The sequence below is a fragment of the Streptomyces sp. NPDC006510 genome (assembly GCF_040611955.1).
GTDB lineage: Bacteria > Actinomycetota > Actinomycetes > Streptomycetales > Streptomycetaceae > Streptomyces.
Window position 1 is genome coordinate 23,429 of sequence record NZ_JBEXPH010000005.1, and the last position, 18,350, is coordinate 41,778.

The 18,350-nt window shown below is 71.4% G+C and carries 13 protein-coding genes, 1 tRNA gene and 2 pseudogenes; 8 read left to right on the forward strand and 8 right to left on the reverse strand.

The genetic code is table 11. The features are described from left to right. Positions 1 to 60: 60 nt before the first annotated feature. Positions 61 to 1,977, forward strand: coding sequence for an MFS transporter (locus tag ABZY11_RS03105; protein WP_356477447.1), 1,917 nt, complete (start codon positions 61 to 63; stop codon positions 1,975 to 1,977). Positions 1,978 to 2,047: 70 nt separating this feature from the next. Here the strand turns inward: ABZY11_RS03105 and ABZY11_RS03110 are convergent, their stop codons facing one another. The 5 genes from ABZY11_RS03110 to ABZY11_RS03130 all read right to left on the reverse strand — a co-directional run bounded on the left by ABZY11_RS03110 (position 2,048) and on the right by ABZY11_RS03130 (position 9,216). Next, positions 2,048 to 3,124: an NlpC/P60 family protein gene (locus ABZY11_RS03110; protein ID WP_356477448.1), complete on the reverse strand. Its 1,077-nt coding sequence runs from the start codon at positions 3,122 to 3,124 to the stop codon at positions 2,048 to 2,050. A 26-nt stretch (positions 3,125 to 3,150) separates the two neighbouring features. Next, on the reverse strand, positions 3,151 to 3,633 hold the full coding sequence (locus ABZY11_RS03115; RefSeq protein WP_093540014.1) for a poly-gamma-glutamate biosynthesis protein PgsC/CapC: 483 nt from the start codon (positions 3,631 to 3,633) through the stop codon (positions 3,151 to 3,153). Beyond that, on the reverse strand, positions 3,630 to 5,303 hold the full coding sequence (gene pgsB, locus ABZY11_RS03120; protein ID WP_356477449.1) for a poly-gamma-glutamate synthase PgsB: 1,674 nt from the start codon (positions 5,301 to 5,303) through the stop codon (positions 3,630 to 3,632). Before pgsB ends, ABZY11_RS03115 begins: the two co-directional genes overlap by 4 nt. 6 nt (positions 5,304 to 5,309) lie before the next feature. After that, entirely contained in the window at positions 5,310 to 7,610 is a 2,301-nt protein-coding gene (locus tag ABZY11_RS03125; RefSeq protein WP_356477450.1) for a HAMP domain-containing protein, read from the reverse strand. A 376-nt stretch (positions 7,611 to 7,986) separates the two neighbouring features. Continuing rightward, entirely contained in the window at positions 7,987 to 9,216 is a 1,230-nt protein-coding gene (locus tag ABZY11_RS03130; protein WP_356477451.1) for a CapA family protein, read from the reverse strand. A gap of 21 nt (positions 9,217 to 9,237) precedes the next feature. Here ABZY11_RS03130 and ABZY11_RS03135 point away from each other — a divergent pair, with 21 nt between their 5' ends. The 4 genes and pseudogenes from ABZY11_RS03135 to ABZY11_RS03150 all read left to right on the forward strand — a co-directional run. Further along, on the forward strand, positions 9,238 to 10,227 hold the full coding sequence (locus ABZY11_RS03135) for a hypothetical protein (protein ID WP_356477452.1): 990 nt from the start codon (positions 9,238 to 9,240) through the stop codon (positions 10,225 to 10,227). A gap of 123 nt (positions 10,228 to 10,350) precedes the next feature. After that, on the forward strand, positions 10,351 to 10,632 hold the full coding sequence (locus ABZY11_RS03140; RefSeq protein ID WP_356477453.1) for a hypothetical protein: 282 nt from the start codon (positions 10,351 to 10,353) through the stop codon (positions 10,630 to 10,632). A 272-nt stretch (positions 10,633 to 10,904) separates the two neighbouring features. Continuing rightward, entirely contained in the window at positions 10,905 to 11,360 is a 456-nt protein-coding gene (locus ABZY11_RS03145; RefSeq protein ID WP_356477511.1) for a hypothetical protein, read from the forward strand. Between the two features lie 296 nt (positions 11,361 to 11,656). Continuing rightward, positions 11,657 to 11,731: pseudogene (locus tag ABZY11_RS03150) on the forward strand (molybdopterin-guanine dinucleotide biosynthesis protein MobC); the annotation flags it as partial. 89 nt (positions 11,732 to 11,820) lie between these two features. Here ABZY11_RS03150 and ABZY11_RS03155 read toward each other — a convergent pair. Then, positions 11,821 to 12,765 carry an RNA polymerase sigma-70 factor gene (locus tag ABZY11_RS03155; protein WP_356477454.1) on the reverse strand — a complete coding sequence of 315 codons (945 nt, stop codon included), beginning with the start codon at positions 12,763 to 12,765 and terminating at the stop codon, positions 11,821 to 11,823. Then, positions 12,762 to 13,979 (reverse strand): FAD-dependent oxidoreductase, encoded by a 1,218-nt coding sequence (locus ABZY11_RS03160; RefSeq protein WP_356477455.1) that lies wholly within the window; start codon positions 13,977 to 13,979, stop codon positions 12,762 to 12,764. The genes ABZY11_RS03155 and ABZY11_RS03160 overlap by 4 nt, the downstream gene beginning before the upstream one ends. 966 nt (positions 13,980 to 14,945) lie before the next feature. Here ABZY11_RS03160 and ABZY11_RS03165 point away from each other — a divergent pair. After that, positions 14,946 to 15,239: pseudogene (locus ABZY11_RS03165) on the forward strand (tyrosine-type recombinase/integrase); the annotation flags it as partial. 81 nt (positions 15,240 to 15,320) lie between these two features. Here the strand turns inward: ABZY11_RS03165 and ABZY11_RS03170 are convergent. Beyond that, a tRNA-Arg gene (locus tag ABZY11_RS03170) sits at positions 15,321 to 15,393 on the reverse strand. A gap of 427 nt (positions 15,394 to 15,820) precedes the next feature. On the opposite strand from ABZY11_RS03170, the gene ABZY11_RS03175 reads away from it, so the two are divergent. Together ABZY11_RS03175 and ABZY11_RS03180 are read left to right on the forward strand one after the other, a co-directional pair. Further along, entirely contained in the window at positions 15,821 to 16,408 is a 588-nt protein-coding gene (locus tag ABZY11_RS03175; protein ID WP_356477456.1) for a TlpA disulfide reductase family protein, read from the forward strand. 177 nt (positions 16,409 to 16,585) lie between these two features. Next, positions 16,586 to 18,259 carry a class I adenylate-forming enzyme family protein gene (locus ABZY11_RS03180; protein WP_356477512.1) on the forward strand — a complete coding sequence of 558 codons (1,674 nt, stop codon included), beginning with the start codon at positions 16,586 to 16,588 and terminating at the stop codon, positions 18,257 to 18,259. The last annotated feature ends 91 nt before the right edge of the window (positions 18,260 to 18,350 follow it).

Genomic DNA, 18,350 nt, shown 5'->3' on the forward strand with positions numbered 1-18,350 from the left:
TGGGTGCGCAGGGTACGGGGCACGGGGCAGGCGGGATTCGGGGAGACGGGGAGAGCCGTAGTGACCACGGCGGAGCCGGGGCCCGGCCATGGGGCGGCCGACAGCACGGGCATAAGGGGCAGCGGCATCGGCGGCAGGAGCGGCGGCGGCAGCACACGGACGGCCGCGCACGCCCCGGACGCCACGTCGGCGCAGGAGGACGCGGAAGCCCGGGACGCCGCCGCGCCGCGCACCGACCCGTCGCCCGCGGACCAGTCCCGCAGGGTCCGCGCCCGGCGGCTGCTGCGGCATCCGGTGACGATCGCGACGGCCGCCGCCGCGGTCACCCACCTGCTCTGGTTCTTCTTCTTCGCGAACAGCGGCGGCGACCTCGCGGCCCAGGATGCCTGGGCCGAGTTCGTCGGCCGGCATCCCGGGACCGCGTACAACCTGGCCTGGTACGGGGGCATGCACCCCGTCTCGTACAGCGTCGTCTCGCCGTATCTGATGTCGGTGCTCGGCGTGCGTACGACGATGATGGTCGCCGGGACCGTGTCGGCGGCGCTTACCGCGCTGATCCTGGTCCGGGTCCGGGCCGTCCGCAACCCGCTGGCCTGCTCGCTCGCCGGGGTGTTCGCGTATCTGTGCAACGCGCTGTCGGGGCGGGTGACCTTCGGGCTCGGCATGATGTTCGCGGTGGGCGCGACGGCCGCGGTGTTCTGCTGGCCCTACCGCTGGCGGTACAAGCGGTGGGCGAAGGCGGCCGTCGCCGCACCGCTCGCAGGCCTCGCGACGGCCAGCAGCCCCGTGGCCGGACTTTTCCTGGGAGTGGTCGCCGCCGCGCTGTTCCTGAACAAGCGGCGCCCCGGCGCGTACGCGCTGGGCCTGGCCCCGGTCGCGGTGGTGGCGCTGTCCGCGTGGCTGTTCCCGTTCTCCGGTACGCAGCCGATGTCGATCGCGACCCTGTCGCTGCCGTTCCTCTTCTCGGTCCTCGTCTTCGTCCTCGTACCGCGCGACTGGAAGACGGTCCGCACCGCGGCCGCCGTGTACGGCGTCGGGACGCTGCTGACCTATGTGGTCGACTCGCAGATCGGCTCGAACGTCACCCGGATGGCGATGCTGTTCGCCGGAGTGGTGCTCCTCGCCGCGCTGCCGTACACCACGCCGCGCTCCCGGCGCTGGTACGCGCTGATCGTCGCGTTCGCCGGGCTGAACTTCTGGATCGGCTTCAAGGGCGTCGACGACATCGTCCGCACCGCCCCCACCGCCTCCTGGGCACGTGAGCTGGCCCCGCTGGTCAATGAGCTCCAGCAGGTCGGCGCCGAGCGGGGCAGGGTCGAGGTCGTGCCCGCGAGCAGCCACCGGGAGGCGTCCGCGCTCGCGCCGTACGTCAATCTGGCCCGGGGATGGAACCGGCAGGCGGACATGGAGCGCAACCCGCTCTTCTACGACGACACCCTGGACAGCGCCAACTACCGGCAGTGGCTCGACCGTTGGGCGGTGCACTACGTGGTGCTGCCCAAGGGGACGCCGGACTCCAACGGCGCGGTGCAGGAGGCGCAGCTGGTCGACGAGGGGCTGCCGTATCTGAAGCCGGTGTGGTCCGACGCCAACTGGCGGCTCTTCGAGGTGGACAGCCCGGTGCCGCTGGCCGATCCGCCGGCCACGGTGGACCGGGCCGAGGCGGGCGAACTGACCATCCATGTGAAGACGCCGGGCCGGATCCTGATCCGCGTCCCGTACTCGCCCTGGCTCGCCCTGGTCGACCACGAGGGCAAGAGCGTGGAGCGGCCGCAGGAGACCGAGGAGTCCAAGCGGCGCACGGACGAGAACACTCCGCGGACCTTCGTCAACACCAACGGCTGTCTGCTCAAGGTCGAGGAGGACGCGGACGGCGACGAGTGGACGGAACTGCTCGCGCCGCGGCCCGGTGTGTACCGGCTGGCCGCCCCCTACCAGCTGTCACCCGGCACGCCGTGCCCGGAGGAGCTGCGCTGACCCCGGCCGTCGCCCGCCGTCCGCCGCCCGCTGCGGGCGCTTCGCGCCTCCCGCAGCGGGCGGCCGCGCGCTACAGGCGCTTCGCGCTGCGCAGCGTCGCCGCGTAGTAGCCGTTCCCGTCGAGACGGGACGTGCCGCCCTTGTCGCCGATGGTCGGGCCGTTGGCCTCCTCGCGGCTGGATATGAAGATCTTGTGGCCCTCGGTGTCGTGCCCGAGATATATGCCGACGTGGTCGAGACGCTGCTTGGTGCGCTGGTCGAGCTTGAAGAAGACCAGGTCACCGGGTTGCAGCACATCGATGTTCTTCGGCCGGTCGGCCGGTGTGATGCCCTTCAGGTCGATCACGTCCGTACCGCGTTGGGAGCGGGCCATGCCGTTGGCGGTACGCGGCAGGCCGTCGCCGGCCTTGTCGGTGGCCATGAGCGGGTAGCGGGCCCGGTAGCCGAACACCGTACGGATGAAGCCCGAGCAGTCCATCGAGCGGGCGCGCTCGGTCCGGGGCTGCATCGTCATGCCGTTGCGGAAGGTGTACGGGATGCCGAGGTAGTCGTAGAAGTCGGACTCCTCCAGCCGCAGGTCGTTGCCCTCGCTGCCGTTCGGGTTGAGCGGGCCGAAGTTGGCGTCGCCCGCATAGGGGACCCCCTCGTCGTCCTTCTTGACCGGGGCGTCGGCGACGTACTGGAAGGCGGTGGCGAAGAGGTCGTCCTCCTCGCTGCCGAAGAACTCCTTGAACCAGTCCTTGAACCACTTCTCGTTCTCGGCGCCCTTCTTCCACTGGTACGGCATCAGCCGCACCCAGTCCTCGGTGACGACCTTGGACGTGGTGGTGCTGGGCTCGGTGAAGGTGCGGCTGGGGCCGGTGAGAGTGGCGGTGCGGGCGCCGTCGGTGAAGCTGGCGAGGATCTCGCCGTCGGCGCCGCGCAGCAGGGTGCGGGACGGGTTGCGCAGCCGTTCCCAGCGCTGTTCGCCGTTCTTCAGGTTCGACGTCTTCAGCGCCGGATTGTCGGTGACGGCCTGCACGGCCGGGGCCTTGGCCTGTTCGTCCTTGCGCAGTTCGACGGTGAGGTAGGCGCTGCCGGCGAGCAGAGCGGTCACCGTGACGGCGTGCAGCACCTGGCGGGGGCGGCGCTTGGTCTTGGCACTCATGAGTCAGTCAGCTCCGGAAGGTCGGGTCAGACGGTCGGCAGCGCGCCGAGCAGGATTCCTGCGGTGAGAACGACATAGGCCATGAGCGTCACCGAGCCGGTCGCCAGCAGGGTCGCGCCCTTGGGCTGGCGGACGAGCTGGTACGCGATCAGGCCGGGGACGATGAAGCCCAGGGTCTGGTTGGTGTACATCAGAGGGAACTCGATCGACAGCACGATCATCAGCGTCGCCTGGAAGATGACACCGGTGAGGACCACGGTGGAGAACAGCCGCTTGCCGTAGAGGATCACGACCTTCTGGAGGCCGAGCACCGCGACGTACGTCAGAACGGTCACGCCGACCACCATGGCCGCGCGCTGGAGGTCCTCGACGAGGGTGAGCGCCAGCCAGCCCGGGGTGATCATCCCGCCCGGGGAGAGGTTGGTCGTCAGATAGCAGACCAGCGAGAACATCAGCCCCAGGGCGATGCCTATGGCGGCAATCTCGGGGGTGAGGACGGAGGGGATCAACGGGGTTCTCCTGGGTATTCCTGCTGGGCCGGGGCGGGCGGCCGGACCGGCTCGAACATGCCGCGGACACGGGGTGCGGGTGGTTCGGCCGGGTCTTCCGGACTCTGCTGCGGGTGCGGACCCGACTGCGGTTGCGGCTGCTGCGGTACGGCGGCCGGGCGCAGGGGCTGCTGGTACCGGGCCTCGTACGCCTCGGGGTAGGGCTGGTACGGGTCGATGTGCGGGGTGTAGCGGGGGAGCGCCAGGGTCTCGTCATGCCGCGGCTGCTGGGGTTGCTGCGGCTGCTGGGGTGCCTGGGGCTGGAGTTGGGGCTGGGGCTGGGGCGACTGGCGCCGCTGGGTCGGGACCGTCGGGAAGAGCGAGGGGACCGGGCCGTCGGCGTGCGGGGTTCCCTGCGGGGATTCGTGCGGGGATTCCTGCGGAGCGGCCTGTTCCGTGGTTCCGCCGGGGGTTCCGCCCTGCGTCTCGCCCGGCATCTCGTCCGGCGTCTCGTCGGCGGGCAGCTCGGCGAGGTGTTCCAGGAGCAGTTCGCCCTGCCCGTGGATGTTGCCGATCGCGACCAGCGACGACTCCGGCCCGAGGTGCCCGAGCAGCTGGTTCATGAACTCTTCGGGGTCGCGTTTGTCGCCCCCGAGGTCGACCGCCGTGTGGCGCCACTCGGAGGGGATCGCGTCGATGGCGCTCTTCGCCGGGTGACCGATCACGAACACCTTCTCCGGCTGGAGATCGGGAATGATCTGCCCCATCTGGCCGTTGCGCTCGACCCGGTCGGGGCGGCAGTTGATCACGACGTTCAGCGGCCGTTCGATCGCCCCCAGATCGAGCAGCTGGTTGATGTTCATCAGCGTCGACTCGGGGTCGTTCGCCGCGAAGACGTTGGCGAAGCGCAGCCGCTTGTCGTCGTGGGTGCGGTACCGCTCGACCGAGAGGACACCCGGGTCCGGCGGGGCGTCGTACATGCCCTGGAGCGCCGTCTGCCGGTCCACACCGAGGAGTTCGGCGACCGTCAGCGCGATCGCCACGTTCTCCTTGAACGTGAACCAGCTGAAGCCGCGCAGCTCCTCGTCGCTCACGGTCTCCGGGTCCGCGTAGATCAGCTTGCAGTCCCGGGCGTCAGCCTCCTCCTGGAGGATGTGGAAGCGGTCCTGCTCGGCGGTGACGCAGATGCCGCCCTCCGGCATGGAGCGGCACAGCGAGCGGGCCACGTCGTCGAGCGTGGGGCCCATCTCGGCCAGGTGGTCCTCACGCACGTTGCACAGCACGCCGATCGTCGACCGGATCAGCTTGGACTGGTTGATCTCCTGGAGCGCCGGCATGACCGCCATGCACTCGATGACCAGCGCGTCCGGGTTGTAGGAGGCCGCGCGCCGCACGATGCCGATCTGCTCCACGACATTGGCGATGCCGAACTTGCGGTAGACCGGCTCCTCGGTGGCGTCCGGATGGATGAAGCGGGCCGCGGTGCCGGTCGTCTTGGCGACGGTGACCAGGTCGCCGCCGCGCAGGGCGCCCGCGCACAGGCGGGTGATGGAGCTCTTGCCGCGGATGCCGTTGATCAGCACCCGGGTGGGTATGCGCTCCAGATTGGTGAAGTGGCGCCGCTGTTCGACGATGCCGGAGATCAGGAGGATCGCACAGCACACGACGAGCACGCCGTAGAGGAAGAGCACGGCCGTTCAGTTCCTTCCGACCAGGGGAGCGCTGTCGCGTCTGCGCTGCTCCTGGAGCTGCTGCCGGACAATTTCCAGACTGCGGGTGACCGCGCCGACCTCGTCGTGGTGGTGCGGGAAGAGCACGGTGCGGCGGTCGCCGTCGGCCAGCGACTCGGCCTGCCCGGCCAGTTCGCGCAGCGGACGTACGACGACGATGTACAGCCAGCCGAGGCAGGCCACGGCAGCGGTGATGCCGAGCAGACCGGCGAGAACGGTGCGGTTCTGCAGGCTGTACTCGGGGATGGCGAGGCCGGACGCGGGCTGCCAGCTGACCACCGTCCAGCGGAGCTGCTTCGCGGCGCCGCCACCGGCGAAGGGTGCGGCGGCGGAGATCTGGACGCCGTCGCCGTCGCGGTAGACGACGGCGCCCGCGGGGGCGTTCATGCCGACGCGCTGGTTCGTGCCGGAGACCAGCTCGTCCAGCCTCTCCGGCAGGGAGTCGAAGGCGAGGTAGCCGGAGTTGCCGCCGATGACCCGGTGTTCGCTGTCGACCACCCGGACCTGGCCGAGACCGGGTCGCTTGAGCAGCGCGTTGATGAAGTCGATCCGGAACTCGCCGATCACCATGGCGCCGTTCCGGCCGGGGATCTCCGCGTACCCGACGACGGAGGGCTCCTTGCCGGATTCGTTCAGGACGCTGATGGGCTGGGTGAGCGGCTTGCCCTTGGAGCCGGTGGGCAGCGCGTGCGGCTTCTCGCCGGCGCGGGCCTGGACGGTGCCGTCGGCGGAGCGTACGTAGATCGAGCGGTAGCGCTGGTGCTCGGTGCGGGTGCGCTCCAGGACCTTCTCCATGTCGTCGGGCGTGGTGCGGTTGCCGATCAGCGAGGCGACGGACACCAGGTCGGCGTGGCCCTCGTTGAGCGCGCGCCGGACCCGGTCGGAGATGGTCTGGGTGCGCTCGCGCTGGTCGCTGACGACCTGCTCCGGTACGGCGACGGTGGAGTCGGCACGGTTGAAGAGCAGCAGCATCGGCGCGGACCAGGCCAGCAGGAGTACGCCGCAGATGACGATGAGCGCGCGGCTGCCGAGCCGGCTCCGGCGCCCCGGGCGGCCGGAGGTCTCCCCGCCGTCCCCGCCGTCCGCCGGTTCGCCGAGGAGCTGGCGGCGCAGGCGCTCAAGGGCGCGCCCGATGCGCGCCGTCTCGCCGAACCTGGGAACGGAGACCGGGCGGGTCAGATCGCCCCGGGTCAGCCGGCGGCTCTCCAGGAACAGCTTCAGCAGCGGCCGTTGGACGGTGCCGAGCAGCAGCGCCACCGCGAGTGCGCCGATGAGCAGCAGGGCGGCGGCGGAGACCAGGCCGAAGAAGGGGCCCGCGACGCGGGTCGGGTCCTCCGCGACGTCGACCATGGCGACGACGGTGAGCCCGAGGGAGGTGGCGACGGTGCCTTCGCCCGGTTGCGGTCCGGCGAGCGCGGCGTAACCGGCGACGGCGCGGTCACCGCGGACGGTGTTGCCGCGCAGGCTGCCGCTGACACCGGGGAAGCCGCCGGAGCCGGGCTCCTTGGCCTGGAGCGGGTGCTGCCTGGTCTTGGTCGCGGCCGTCTCGGCGAAGGACTTCAGCTGCTCGGCGGAGCGCTTGGCGTCCGCGCGCTGCTTCTCGGTCTTGACCTCCTCCGGCTCGTGGACGCCGTCGCGGCTGAGGATGTGGCCCGTGGTGTCGACGACGGCGATCGAGCGGAACTGACCGCGGCTGACGCCGGGGAAGCGAAGGCTGTTGGAGGCGATCAGCAGCTGCTGCGGCCGGTCCGGCCAGGACAGCAGGGCGAAGGCGAGCAGCCTGCTCTCGCCGTTCTGGAGCCGTACGATGCGCGGGCTGAGCCCGTCCTTCTGGGCGAGTTTGCCGGTGTCGATCGCGGTGACGGGGACGTTCTCGCCACGGGCGGCGAGCATCCGGCCGGACTCGATCTCGACGACGGCGGTGCCCGTCCACTTCTGGTAGACGCTGCCGATCTTGTCGAGTACGGCGTCGGGCGAGACCGGATCCCCCGCGCTGAAGAGCCCCGCGGTGCGGGTCAGGTCGGTGACGCTCTCGTCGATCGAGGCACGCATCGTGACGGCGCCGTCCTCGGCGAAGTGCTGCTGCGAGGTCAGCACCGCCTCCGGTACGGAGTCCTGGCTCGCCCTGCCCAGCCCGAGGGCGGTGATGCCCGCGAGGGAGAGCAGCAGCGCGGAGAGAACCGCGATGGGAGGCCGGATGCCACCCAGCAGCGACATATCGGCCCGCCGACGGACCTTGTGCCGCCGCTTCGAGGACGAAGCGGCCATCGTGTTCCCCTTTGACTGTCTGCTCGGTTCCGGCGTGCTGAACGAGGCACAGCCGTTTGCTGGACACAAAAGCTTTGCGGAAGGTTGCGCGGAGGGTAGTGGGTGTGAGATTTCCGACGCCCGGGGCGGGGGTGGAACCCCTGCCGCTTCTTGTCCCTCCCGTCCCTCCCGTCCCTCCCGTCCCTGTGGTCCCTCCCTGCTGGGAGGCCCGCAGGGCGCCGCGGGAGCCCGGCGGGTTCGCCGGGGCGGTCGGGCAGATCGGGTGGGTCGGGGAGCCGGGTTGGTCGGGCGGGCCGGATCGGCCGGGTTGGTCGGGTTGGTCGGGCGGGCCGGGTCAGTCCGTGGGCCTCAGACTCGCCCCGGGCTCACTCCGGACTCATTCCGGCAGGTCCTTCAGGGGTTTCAACCCGTCCTCGACGGCGCCCCGGTTGAGCAGAGTGCCCTGGGTCCGCTGGAAGGCCATCCGGTATCTGGCCCGCTCCGCGGCGGGCAGGTCCTCGGCGTTCTGCAGCGATCCGGCCAGGTCCACCAGCCGGTGGTCCTTCACCACCGCCGCGTCCGCGTCCTGCGCACCGCCGGTGTCGGTGTCGGTGCCGGAGTCCGGAGGAATCGTCAGCAGCGTCGGTACGTACCGGGCATCGACGTCCCAGTTGTCACCGCGCTTGTGGAACTCGAACCAGCCGATGACGCCTTCCTCGGTCAGCCCCGAGGGCACGTCGTGCCGCGCCACCTGATTGCCCAGGCCGTACGCGACCCACGTGGAGCCGATCTTCTCCATCGGCTGCACCACATGGGCGTGGTGGCCGATCACCAGATTGATCCCGGTCTCCCGCGCCAGCTTGCGGGCCAGCTTCAACTGCCCGTTGCTCGGGTCGGGATGGTGCTCGCGGCCCCAGTGGATGCTGAGGATCACCACCTCGGAACCGGCCTTGCGGGCGGCCTTCTCGGCGGCGGCGATCCTCTTGAAGTCGGTCTGATTGGTCAGCCACGGCTTGTCGGCCGGAACATCCCGCCCGTTGAAGCCGAAGGCGTAGGACAGCTGGGCGACCTTCACGCCCTTCACGTCCATGATCAGCGGCTTGGCGGCCTCGGCGCTGCTGCGCGCCGACCCGGTGTGCTTGAGCCCGGCCTCGTCGAGCGCGTCGAGAGTGCGCCGTACTCCGGGGGCCCCGTGGTCGAGGGTGTGGTTCGAGGCCGTCGAGCAGGTGTCGTAACCGACGTCCTTGAGCGCCGTGGTGATCTGCGGCGGTACGACGAAGTCGGGGAAGCCCTGGAACGGTCCCTGTGGCTTGCCCGCGACCGGCTCGAAGTGGCAGATCGCCAGGTCGGCCTTGCTGATCACGGGCTTGACCCCGGCCAGCAGCGGACGGAAGTCGATCTTCTTTCCGGTACTGTCCCCGCCCGCCGCGGCATCCTTGCGCCCCTGCTCGGTCAGCTGGGGGTGGATCAGAACGTCGCCGGCCGCGGCGACGGTGAAGGAAGGCCCCTCCTTCGCGTCCGCGGAGTCGCTGCCACCGCCCGGAACCGAGCAGCCGGCGAGGGCCGCGAGGAGTAGCACGGGCGCGGTGGCGCGAGTGGCGGAGACGGAAGGCGAGTAGCGGGACACCCCTGATATTTTTATATGCCTATGGCAGGGAATCCGGCGTCGAAGGTAACGATCAAGCGAACACTGATCGGTATCGCCGTGATGGTCGTCACTCTAGACACCCTCGTGACCCTTTTTGCTCCTTTCGGCTTCGTTCCTTTCGGCGGCCGGGGGGCGGACGCCGGGAACGAGGACGGCCGCTCCGGAGATTCCGCGACGGGCGACCGCGACGGCGTGGATCTCGCGCGCCGCATCACGGACTTCACCCAGGACACGGTCGCCCGCAGCGACTACCTTCCGCCGCTGCGCACCCAGCGCCGTACCGCCGCCGAAGCGGTCGGCCTCTTCCTCGACGGCCGGCGGGCCGAAGCGGGGCGCCGCCTCGACGACATCGACTTCGCCATCAGGACGTACACCGACACGGCGACCGGCCGCAGATTCGCGGAGATCGCCGACCGGGCGGCGGAGGGCCGCCGGGGCTGGGGCCGGGTCTACATCGACCTGAGCGCCACCACCCGCTGGTCGGTCCAGGTGCCCCACCCGGTGGCCGACGCCGGCAGCGAACAGCTCGGCATCGGAGTGCTGCGGGCAAGGCGGGGAGGCGTACTGGTCATGGCCGGAGCCCACCGCGACGCCGACCGGAAGGGCCGCGCCGACGTGGCCCACCGCAGAGACACCGTGTTCGACGCCGTCTGCGACGAACTGGCCGCACGTCGCCTCCCCGGGCTCCAGGTCCACGGCTTCGCCGACAGCACCGAACCGGACTACGACGTGATCGCCTCCCTCGGCTCGGCGGACAAGGGCCTGCCCACCGCCCGCCGCACCGCAACGTCACTGCGTCACGAGGGCTTCGCCGTCTGCCGCGCCTGGGCCCGCCGCTGCGCACTGGAGGGCCGCGGCAACGTACAGGGCAAAGAGGCGCAGGACCAGGGAGTGCCCTTCCTGCACATGGAGTTCAGCCGCACCGTTCGCGACGACGCGTCCCGGGTGCGCCGCGCGTCGGCGGCAATGGCGGCGGCCCTGCCTTCCTGAGGCCGGTCGAGAAAGGTGGACCGGTCGGGAAGGGGGACCGGCCGGGAAAGGCGGACCGGTCGGGAAGGGTGGACCGGTCGGGAAACGGCACCACGGGACCGACTTCGCGGCCATAGTTGAGACATGAGCCTGACCACCGGCGGAGAGCCGCCCGGCCCCGTGCGGTTCCACCTCGCGTGCGACCGCAAAGGCTGCGTGGCGCGGGCCGTGTTCGACCTGGTCATCGCGGAACCGCCGCCGGACATCGAGACCGACCTGTTCGGCCACCTGCTGCACAGCGCGAGCGTCGCCTCCCCGTACATCGAGGAGCTCGGGTGGAAATTCATCCACCAGGAGGGCTACTGGTGCCCGAACTGCGCCTCCCCGGGCCGGCGTCCGCGATCGCGGGACGTCACGTCGTCCTGAACCGGAGCGCGGCGCGGGGCGGTTCGGGAGGCGGCGGCGGAGTGGTTCGGCGGCGGAAGCGGATCGGTGGAGGGAGTGGTTCGGCGGGGGAGTGGTTCGGCGGAGGGAATGGTTCGGCGGGGGCCGAAACGTCCCGGATCTAGCGTCGAGCCATGACGGAAACGAAGCACGTACCCGACGCCTCCGACGCTCCTGACGACCTCAGCGCTCCCGACACCCCCGACGAGACCCCGGCGACGGACGACCGCGACCCCGCGCAGATCCTGACGGCCATGGTCGACCACGTCCTGGCCCTCGCCGCGACCTGGACCGACTGGGACGGCCGCCCCGTCCCCGCCGGTGACCGGCTCTACACCCCGCACAAGGCGATCCGCCGCGTCGCCGACCACATGGTCGACCATCTCGCCGAGATGGAGGCCCGGCTCGTCGGCGAGGAGACGCAGCCCGACCACTGGCACGCCTCGGCGACCACCACCGCGGCCGACCTCGCCCCGTTCACCGGGGCCGACCTGGACGAGGCGCGCAGCCGCCTCACCCGCCTGGCCAGGATCTGGGCGAACCGCCTGGACGCCCTGACGCCCGACGAGCTCGACCGGTCGGCCGGAACGGGCTGGACCTTCCGCCAACTCGCCTTCCACCTGGCCGAGTCGGCCTACTACGCGGACTCGGTGGGCGACCTGACGGCGAGCGCGACAACTGCTCCGGGAGGAGGCGGCACCGGTCACTGAGGAAGCCACCGATACGCCGAGCTGTACATGGGACGCCTTCGGGCGCAAGCTCGGCCCGGCCCCCAACCCGCCCGGAAGCGCACAGCGGTTCATCGCGGCGCACCTCCACCACGACCGGGGCATCGCCGCGCCCGTCGACGGCGAAGTGGTCGGCGTGGCCGGATACCAACTCGGCGGGCGCGCTGACCGGAGGCGGCGCACGTGACGTACTGGCGACCCACGGTTCGCTGCGCGGACTGCCGGGACTGCTGCTCCTGGCCCTGCTCCCGCGGACCCCCGCGGCACACGAGCCGGTGATGGACGGCATCGCCGTGAGCCCGGAGTGCCGCGGCCGCGGGAGCCTGCTGCTGACGGAGATCGCGACGGTGGCCGCCGACCACGGCCGCCGACGCATCCGGCTGGACGTCATCGACGTCAACCCGCGGGCCCGGTGCGCACCGAGGAGCGCACCGTACCGGTCTCACCGCGTCCCGACATCGCGGGCGACGCCATCGGCCACGGCCCGGAGTTTGTCGGGGTTGGCCACGTTGTGGACGGTGGTGATGCGGCCGTCGGCGTCGAAGTCGAAGGTCACCGTGGCGATCACCCGGTCCGGACCGCTGAAGACCAGGCCGGGCGCGCCGTTGATCTCGACGAGTTCGGCACGCATGTCGGCAGGCTCGACGCCCTGGTAGGTGACGGTGCCGATGGCCGAGAACCAGGAGGCCACCGTCCCGGCGCCCACGACCGGCCGCAGGGCCTGACGGACCTTGCCGCCACCGTCCGTCCACAGCGTGACGTCCGGGGACAGCAGCTCCATCAGGGCGTTGACGTCACCACCGGTCGCGGCGGCGACGAACCGCTCGGTGACCTCGCGCTGCCGGGCGCGGTCGGCGGTGAAGCGCGGCCGCCGGGCCCGGACGTGCTCACGCGCGCGGTGCGCGGCCTGCCGTACGGCCGCCTCGGAACGCTCCACCGCCTCCGCGATCTCGGCATGGCTGAAGCCGAAGACCTCCTTCAGCACGAACACCGCACGCTCGATCGGGCTCAGTGTCTCAAGGACCACCAGCAACGCCATGGACACCGACTCGGCAGCCATGACGGAGTCGGCGGCATCGGAGCCATCGGCGGCAGCGGAGGTGCCGCCGGTGAGGATGGGCTCGGGAAGCCACGGGCCCACGTAGGTCTCGCGCTGGTGCCGGGTGGAACGCAGCCTCGCCAGCGCCAGGTTGGACACGATCCGGGTCAAGTACGCCTTGTGGTCGGCCACTTGGGAGCGGTCGGCGGCCGACCACTTGATCCAGGCGTCCTGGACCGCGTCCTCGGCGTCGGCCGCGGAACCGAGGAAGCGGTAGGCCACGGAGAACAGCAGCCTGCGGTGCTCGTGGAACACCTGCTGGTCGGGGTTGACGGACAGGTCGGTCACCGGGCCTCCCGGACACGGGTGAAGCGGCCGCCGCGCGGCCAGAACGCGCCCGAGGCGGGCATCTTCTTCATATGGCCGTAGGTCGGCCAGGGCGAAGCGGTCACCGTCTCCTTGTACCGGATCGCCGGGCGGCCGGTCAGGAAGATCCGGCGCGGGCTGTCGTCGGGGCGGGTGAACTGCACGACGGCATCGTCCCGGCCCAGGCTCACCGGCGTGTGGTAGTAGCCGAACCGGAACGGCTTGGGCCGCCTGCCCCTGAGGACCCGGACGATCGACAGCGCGGCGTGCACCCCGGTCGGCATGCCGCCCTGGCAGGTGCCGTGCATGACCCCGTAGCCCTGTCGGATCGCGGCCGCGTCGCCGACCGCGTACACCTCGGGGTGCGACACCGACCGCAGCGCGGCGTCGGTGACGATGCGGCCGCGCTCGTCGACGGCCAGCCCCGAGGCGGCCGCGAGCGGCGACACCCGCGTACCGCTGGTCCACAGGACCACGTCGGCGGCGATGCTCTCCCCACCCACGAGCTCCACCGCACCGGGCAGCACCTTCGCCACCTCGACCCCACTGCGCACCTGGACGCCCAGCCGGTCGAGCGCGCCGCGCAGATACGCCCGTGCCCTCGGGTGCATGGCGGCGCCGGGCTCCCTCCGGCCCAACAGGACGACGTTCAGGCCCGGGTGGGCGCCGGCGATCTCCGCGGCCGACTCGATACCGGTCAGCCCACTCCCGCCGACCACCACCGTGCCTCCACTCCCGCCACCGCCGAGCCGCCCGATCCGGTCGGCCAGCACCTCGGCGTCCTGGGCGCTGTTCAGGGTGTACGCGTGGTCCTCGGCACCCGGTACCGCCGCCGTGTCGGCCACCCCGCCCAACCCGTACACCAGCGTGTCGTAGTGCAGCACCCGGTCGTCGTCGATCCGTACGGTCCTCGCACCGGCATCGACCGCTGTCACCCAGCCGCGCACGAACCGCACGCCCGTGCCCTCCAGCAGCTCCGGGATGCTCAGCTCCGCGAGCTGCTGCCCGGTCGCCGTCATATGCAGCCGCATCCGCTCGGTGAACCGCTCCTGCGCGTTCACCAGCACCACTCGCACGCCCTCGCGCCGCCCGACGCGGCCCGCGAGCTGGATGGCCGCCGACATACCCGCGTAACCCGCCCCGAGGACCAGCACACGGTGGGTGACCGCCGTACCGGCTTCATGCTGTGCGCTCATGGTCTCGCCTTCCTCGTTCCGCCGCTGACGACCACCAGATGCAAGCTGCCGTCCCGTCCGTGACACGGGGGCGGTGTGACGTACGCCACGCCGCACGGGGAGGGGTGCCGGCCCGGATCACCCACGCACCGCTCACACGGAGTTGATGCGTGAAGGAGTGTTCATGTGCTGTAGGCGATCTACGGCCTGCGAACCACGGCCTGCGACCCACGGCCTACGAACCACGACCAGCCGACCGGAGGGCATGATGACGCGCACCGCCAGGCCGCCGATCGAAGCGATACTCGCCGCGCTTCCCGGACTTGCTCCCTGCCAGCGCGACGCACTGGTACTGGGATCCTCCGGTCCAGCAGGCCGACCTGCACCGAGCCGGTGCGGCGGCTCGGAGACGGCGAGCGGGCAGGCCGCCCGACGGGTCCTACCCAGGTCCGACCCCACGGTTCAGCTCCTGTTCCGACGCCCCGCGGGGACGGCGAAGGCACCGTCATCAGCATGACGAACCCGACAACATCCATGGCCGCCCCGGTCACGACGATCGGCACCCGGCTGCGTGGCGCGCTGCCGGTGGAGCAGCTGGAGGCCACCGGCTTCCCGGGACGCTGGGCGGGTGGCACCGCCATGGTCCTCGGCCCACTCCTGATGCTGGCCGGTGCGTTGTTGCGGGCCCGCTTCCACTTCTTCTGCCCCGATCAACTCGCCGCGTACGAGCGGCACCCCACCCTGCTGGCCACCGCATACGGCCTCCTCGCCGCAGGCAGCCTGCTGCTCTGGCCGGCCGTGGCCGTGGTGGCCGCACGCGTCGGGGCCCGCAGCGCCGGTTGGGGACTGCGGGGCGGGGTGCTGGTCATGTTCGGGCTGTTCGCCCGCGCCTTCCACGCGGGCGTGGACCACCTGGCCTTTCAACTCGTGCGTTCCCAGGGGGTCGAGCCCGCCACCGAAGCGGTCTCCGCCGGCTACGGCGCCTTCCACGTCTTCGCCACCCGCACCGGCCGCCAGGTCGAGCTGCGGAACGTCTACCGCTCCTTCACCCGCGTCTCCGAGTCCGCCGGCCTCCGGGTGATCCGCCTGCACGACGCTCGGCACGGCACCGCCACTCTCCTCACGGCGGCCGGAGTCGCGCCCCGCGTCGTGATGGAGATCCTTGGGCACTCCCAGATCAGCATCACCATGGACGTCTACACCCACGTCGTCCAGGACACGCAGCGGGAGGCCATGAGCCACATGGACCGGCTGCTCAGGAGGCGTCCCGGTCGTCAGTGACCGTCGCCGTTGATGTCAAAGGTGGATGTCAAAGCAGAGAGGGCACCTCCGAAAATTCGGAGGTGCCCCCTCTGACCTGTGTGCCCCCGGCAGGATTCGAACCTGCGACACCCGCTTTAGGAGAGCGGTGCTCTATCCCCTGAGCTACGAAGGCGGCGCTGACAGCCTAGCGGATAGGGCCTGCGGAGGTCGCACCCCTTTGGGGCCGCGACCGGTTGTGTGCTCGGCTGGCCTGATCCTGGGCCGTTCGCGAGGGTGTGACGGACTGGGGTGGGCCGGGGGGCGTCTTTCGGGTGGGCGGTGCCGGTTGGGGAGGTGGGCGTGGGGGTGTGTTCGTAAGGGGGCTGTTCGTAGGGGGAGTTGGGGGTGGGCGTACCGTTCTGGCTGACCAGCAAGAACCGTTGTGCAGCATGCACGGGGGTGTTTTCGCATGTCCCGCCCGCGCCGCAGATCTCGGATCTTCCTCGGGGTGGCGGGTGGCGCCGCACGGGCGGCCGGGGTGTGGTGGTGCGCTGCGGGCTCGGGGCCTCCGGGGCGAATGCCGCGCGGCGGGTGACCGTCGATTCGTCGAAGGACCCCCCATGAAACGCCCCTATGTTCCCTTTCTGGCCGCCCTCGCCTGTGCCGTCGCTCTCGTCGGCGCGATCACGATCGGAGGCAGTCCCGGTACTCCCGACGGTTACCACCGCGGCAAGGACGGCACGCTGACGATCGACAGCTCGCACCGTCCTCTCGCGCCGGACTTCACCGGGGCCGGGGCCGACGGGAGCCCGGTCCGTCTCTCCGACTACGCGGGGAAGACCGTCGTGGTCAACGCATGGGCCTCCTGGTGCGGGCCCTGTCGGAAGGAGACGCCGGTCCTGGTGGGGTTCCACCGGAGGATGAAGGAGCAGGGGGTCGTTGTCCTGGGGCTGAACCGGGACGGTTCCGCCAATGCGGCGCGTGCCTTCGCCCGGGAGTTCCATATGTCCTACCCCAGCATTCTCGACCCCGGCGGGAAGCAGCTTCTCGCGCTGCCCAAGGGGCTGCTGAACACCCAGGGGCTGCCTGTCACCCTCGTCGTGGACGCGCGTGGCCGGGTTGCCGCGACCGCGTCCGGGGCCCTTGGGGAAGGGCGCCTGGGGGATCTTGTCGCCGCCGCCCGAGCCGGTTCCCCGGCCGCGCGCTGACCGGCGGGCGAGGGTGTTGCGGGTGTCTTGACGGGCAGCGGGGGCGGGCATAGCGTCGCGAATGTACTGAGCAAGCGCTTAGAGAGGTCGTTCGTGCCACACACCGACCCGACCCCCGCCCCCGCCCCCGCCGCCGCCGCCGACCCGGAGGCCGTCGCGGCCGCGGCGGAGGCCGCCATCCGTATCGAAGCCACGCTGACCGGCCCGGGAGCCCCGTTCGCCGTGGTGCGGGTGGCGGACGGGGTGCACGCCGGCTCGCTCGTGTACGCGGACGGGCCCAGGACGCTCCGGGAGTTCGTGGAGACCACCTGGGCCTTCGGGGACCAGCCGTTCCTGATCTCGGCGGAGCGCAGCTACTCGTACGCCGAGTTCTTCGCCGCCGCGTCCGCGCTGGCCTGCCGGATGGCCGGGGAGTACGGGCTCCGCCGGGGTGACCGGGCCGTCATCGCGATGCGCAACCACCCCGAGTGGCAGATCGCGTTCTGGGCGGCTCAGCTGGCCGGTCTGGTCGCCGTACCGCTCAACGCATGGTGGACCGAGGACGAGTTCAGCTACGCGCTGGACGACTCCGGGCCGCGGGTGCTCCTCGTGGACGGTGAGCGGCTGCCCGGGGTCGCCGGCTGGGCGGCGGCGAACGGGGCGCGCGTGGTCGTCTTCCACGGGGAGGGGGCGGTTCCGGACGGCGTCCAGCGGTACGAGGACCTGCCCGCACCCGATCCGCTCGCCGCGCCCCCCGAGGTCGAGATCCGGCCCGAGGACGACGCGACGATCATCTACACCTCAGGCACCACCGGCCGGCCCAAGGGCGCGGTCGCCACCCATCTCGCCCAGGTGGGGGCGGCGCTCAACCCGCGGTTCCACGCGGCCGCCTCCGCGCTCGGCCGCGGGATCATCCCGGGGCAGGGGCCCGCCCCGGTGTCGCTGCTGACGTTCCCGTTCTTCCACGTCGCCGCGTTCACCGGCTTCTACGCGGCGATGGCGGCGGGCGGCGCCATCGTGCTGATGCGGAAGTGGGACGCCGAGGAGGCGCTGCGGCTGATCCGCGAGCACGGCGTCACCCACTACGCCGGTGTCCCGGCGACCGCGCTCCAGCTGCTCGCCGCGGCCGAGCGGGCGGGCGACGGCCTGGAGAGTCTGCGGATGCTGAACACCGGCGGGGCCGCCGCACCGCCCGATCTGGTCGCCCGGCTGACCGCCCGGCACGGCGACCGCATCGAACCCCGCAACGGCTACGGCCTGACCGAGACCAGCGGTGGTGTGCTGGCCAACTTCGGTGCCGAGTACCGGCTCCACCCGGACAGCGTCGGCCGTCCCACCCCCACCACCGAGGTGCGGATCGCCGGGCCCGCGGGCGAGGCGCTGCCCGAGGGGGAGGTCGGGGAGCTGTGGCTGCGCGGCCAGTCCCTGGTCCGCGGCTACTGGCGCGACGAGGCGGCGACGGCCCAGGCGTTCACCGAGGGGTGGTTCCGGACCGGTGATCTCGCCGTGGTGCGGGAGGGGCGGGTCAGCGTCGTCGACCGGATCAAGGACATGGTGATCCGCGGCGGGGAGAACGTGTACTGCGTCGAGGTCGAGGCCGTGCTGCACGACCACCCGGACGTCGAGGACGCGGCGGTGCTGGGGGTGGCGCACCCGGTGCTGGGCGAGGAGGTCGCCGCGGTCGTGCGGCTGCGGGCCGGTGCCACCGTCACCGCGGAGGAGCTGAGGGCGCACGTCGGACGCAGCCTGGCCGCGTTCAAGGTTCCGGCCCATGTGCTCGTACGGGAGGAGCCGTTGCCCCGGAACCCGACCGGGAAGATCCTCAAGCGCGAGCTGCGCGGGCCCGTCGAAGCGGAGGTCCGGGGCGAGTGAGCGGTGCGGGCGGAGGCGTCGTCAGGGGTGGGTCATTCACGGACGGGTAATACCGGGCGGGTTATTCACGGGTGGGTCACTCACGGACGGG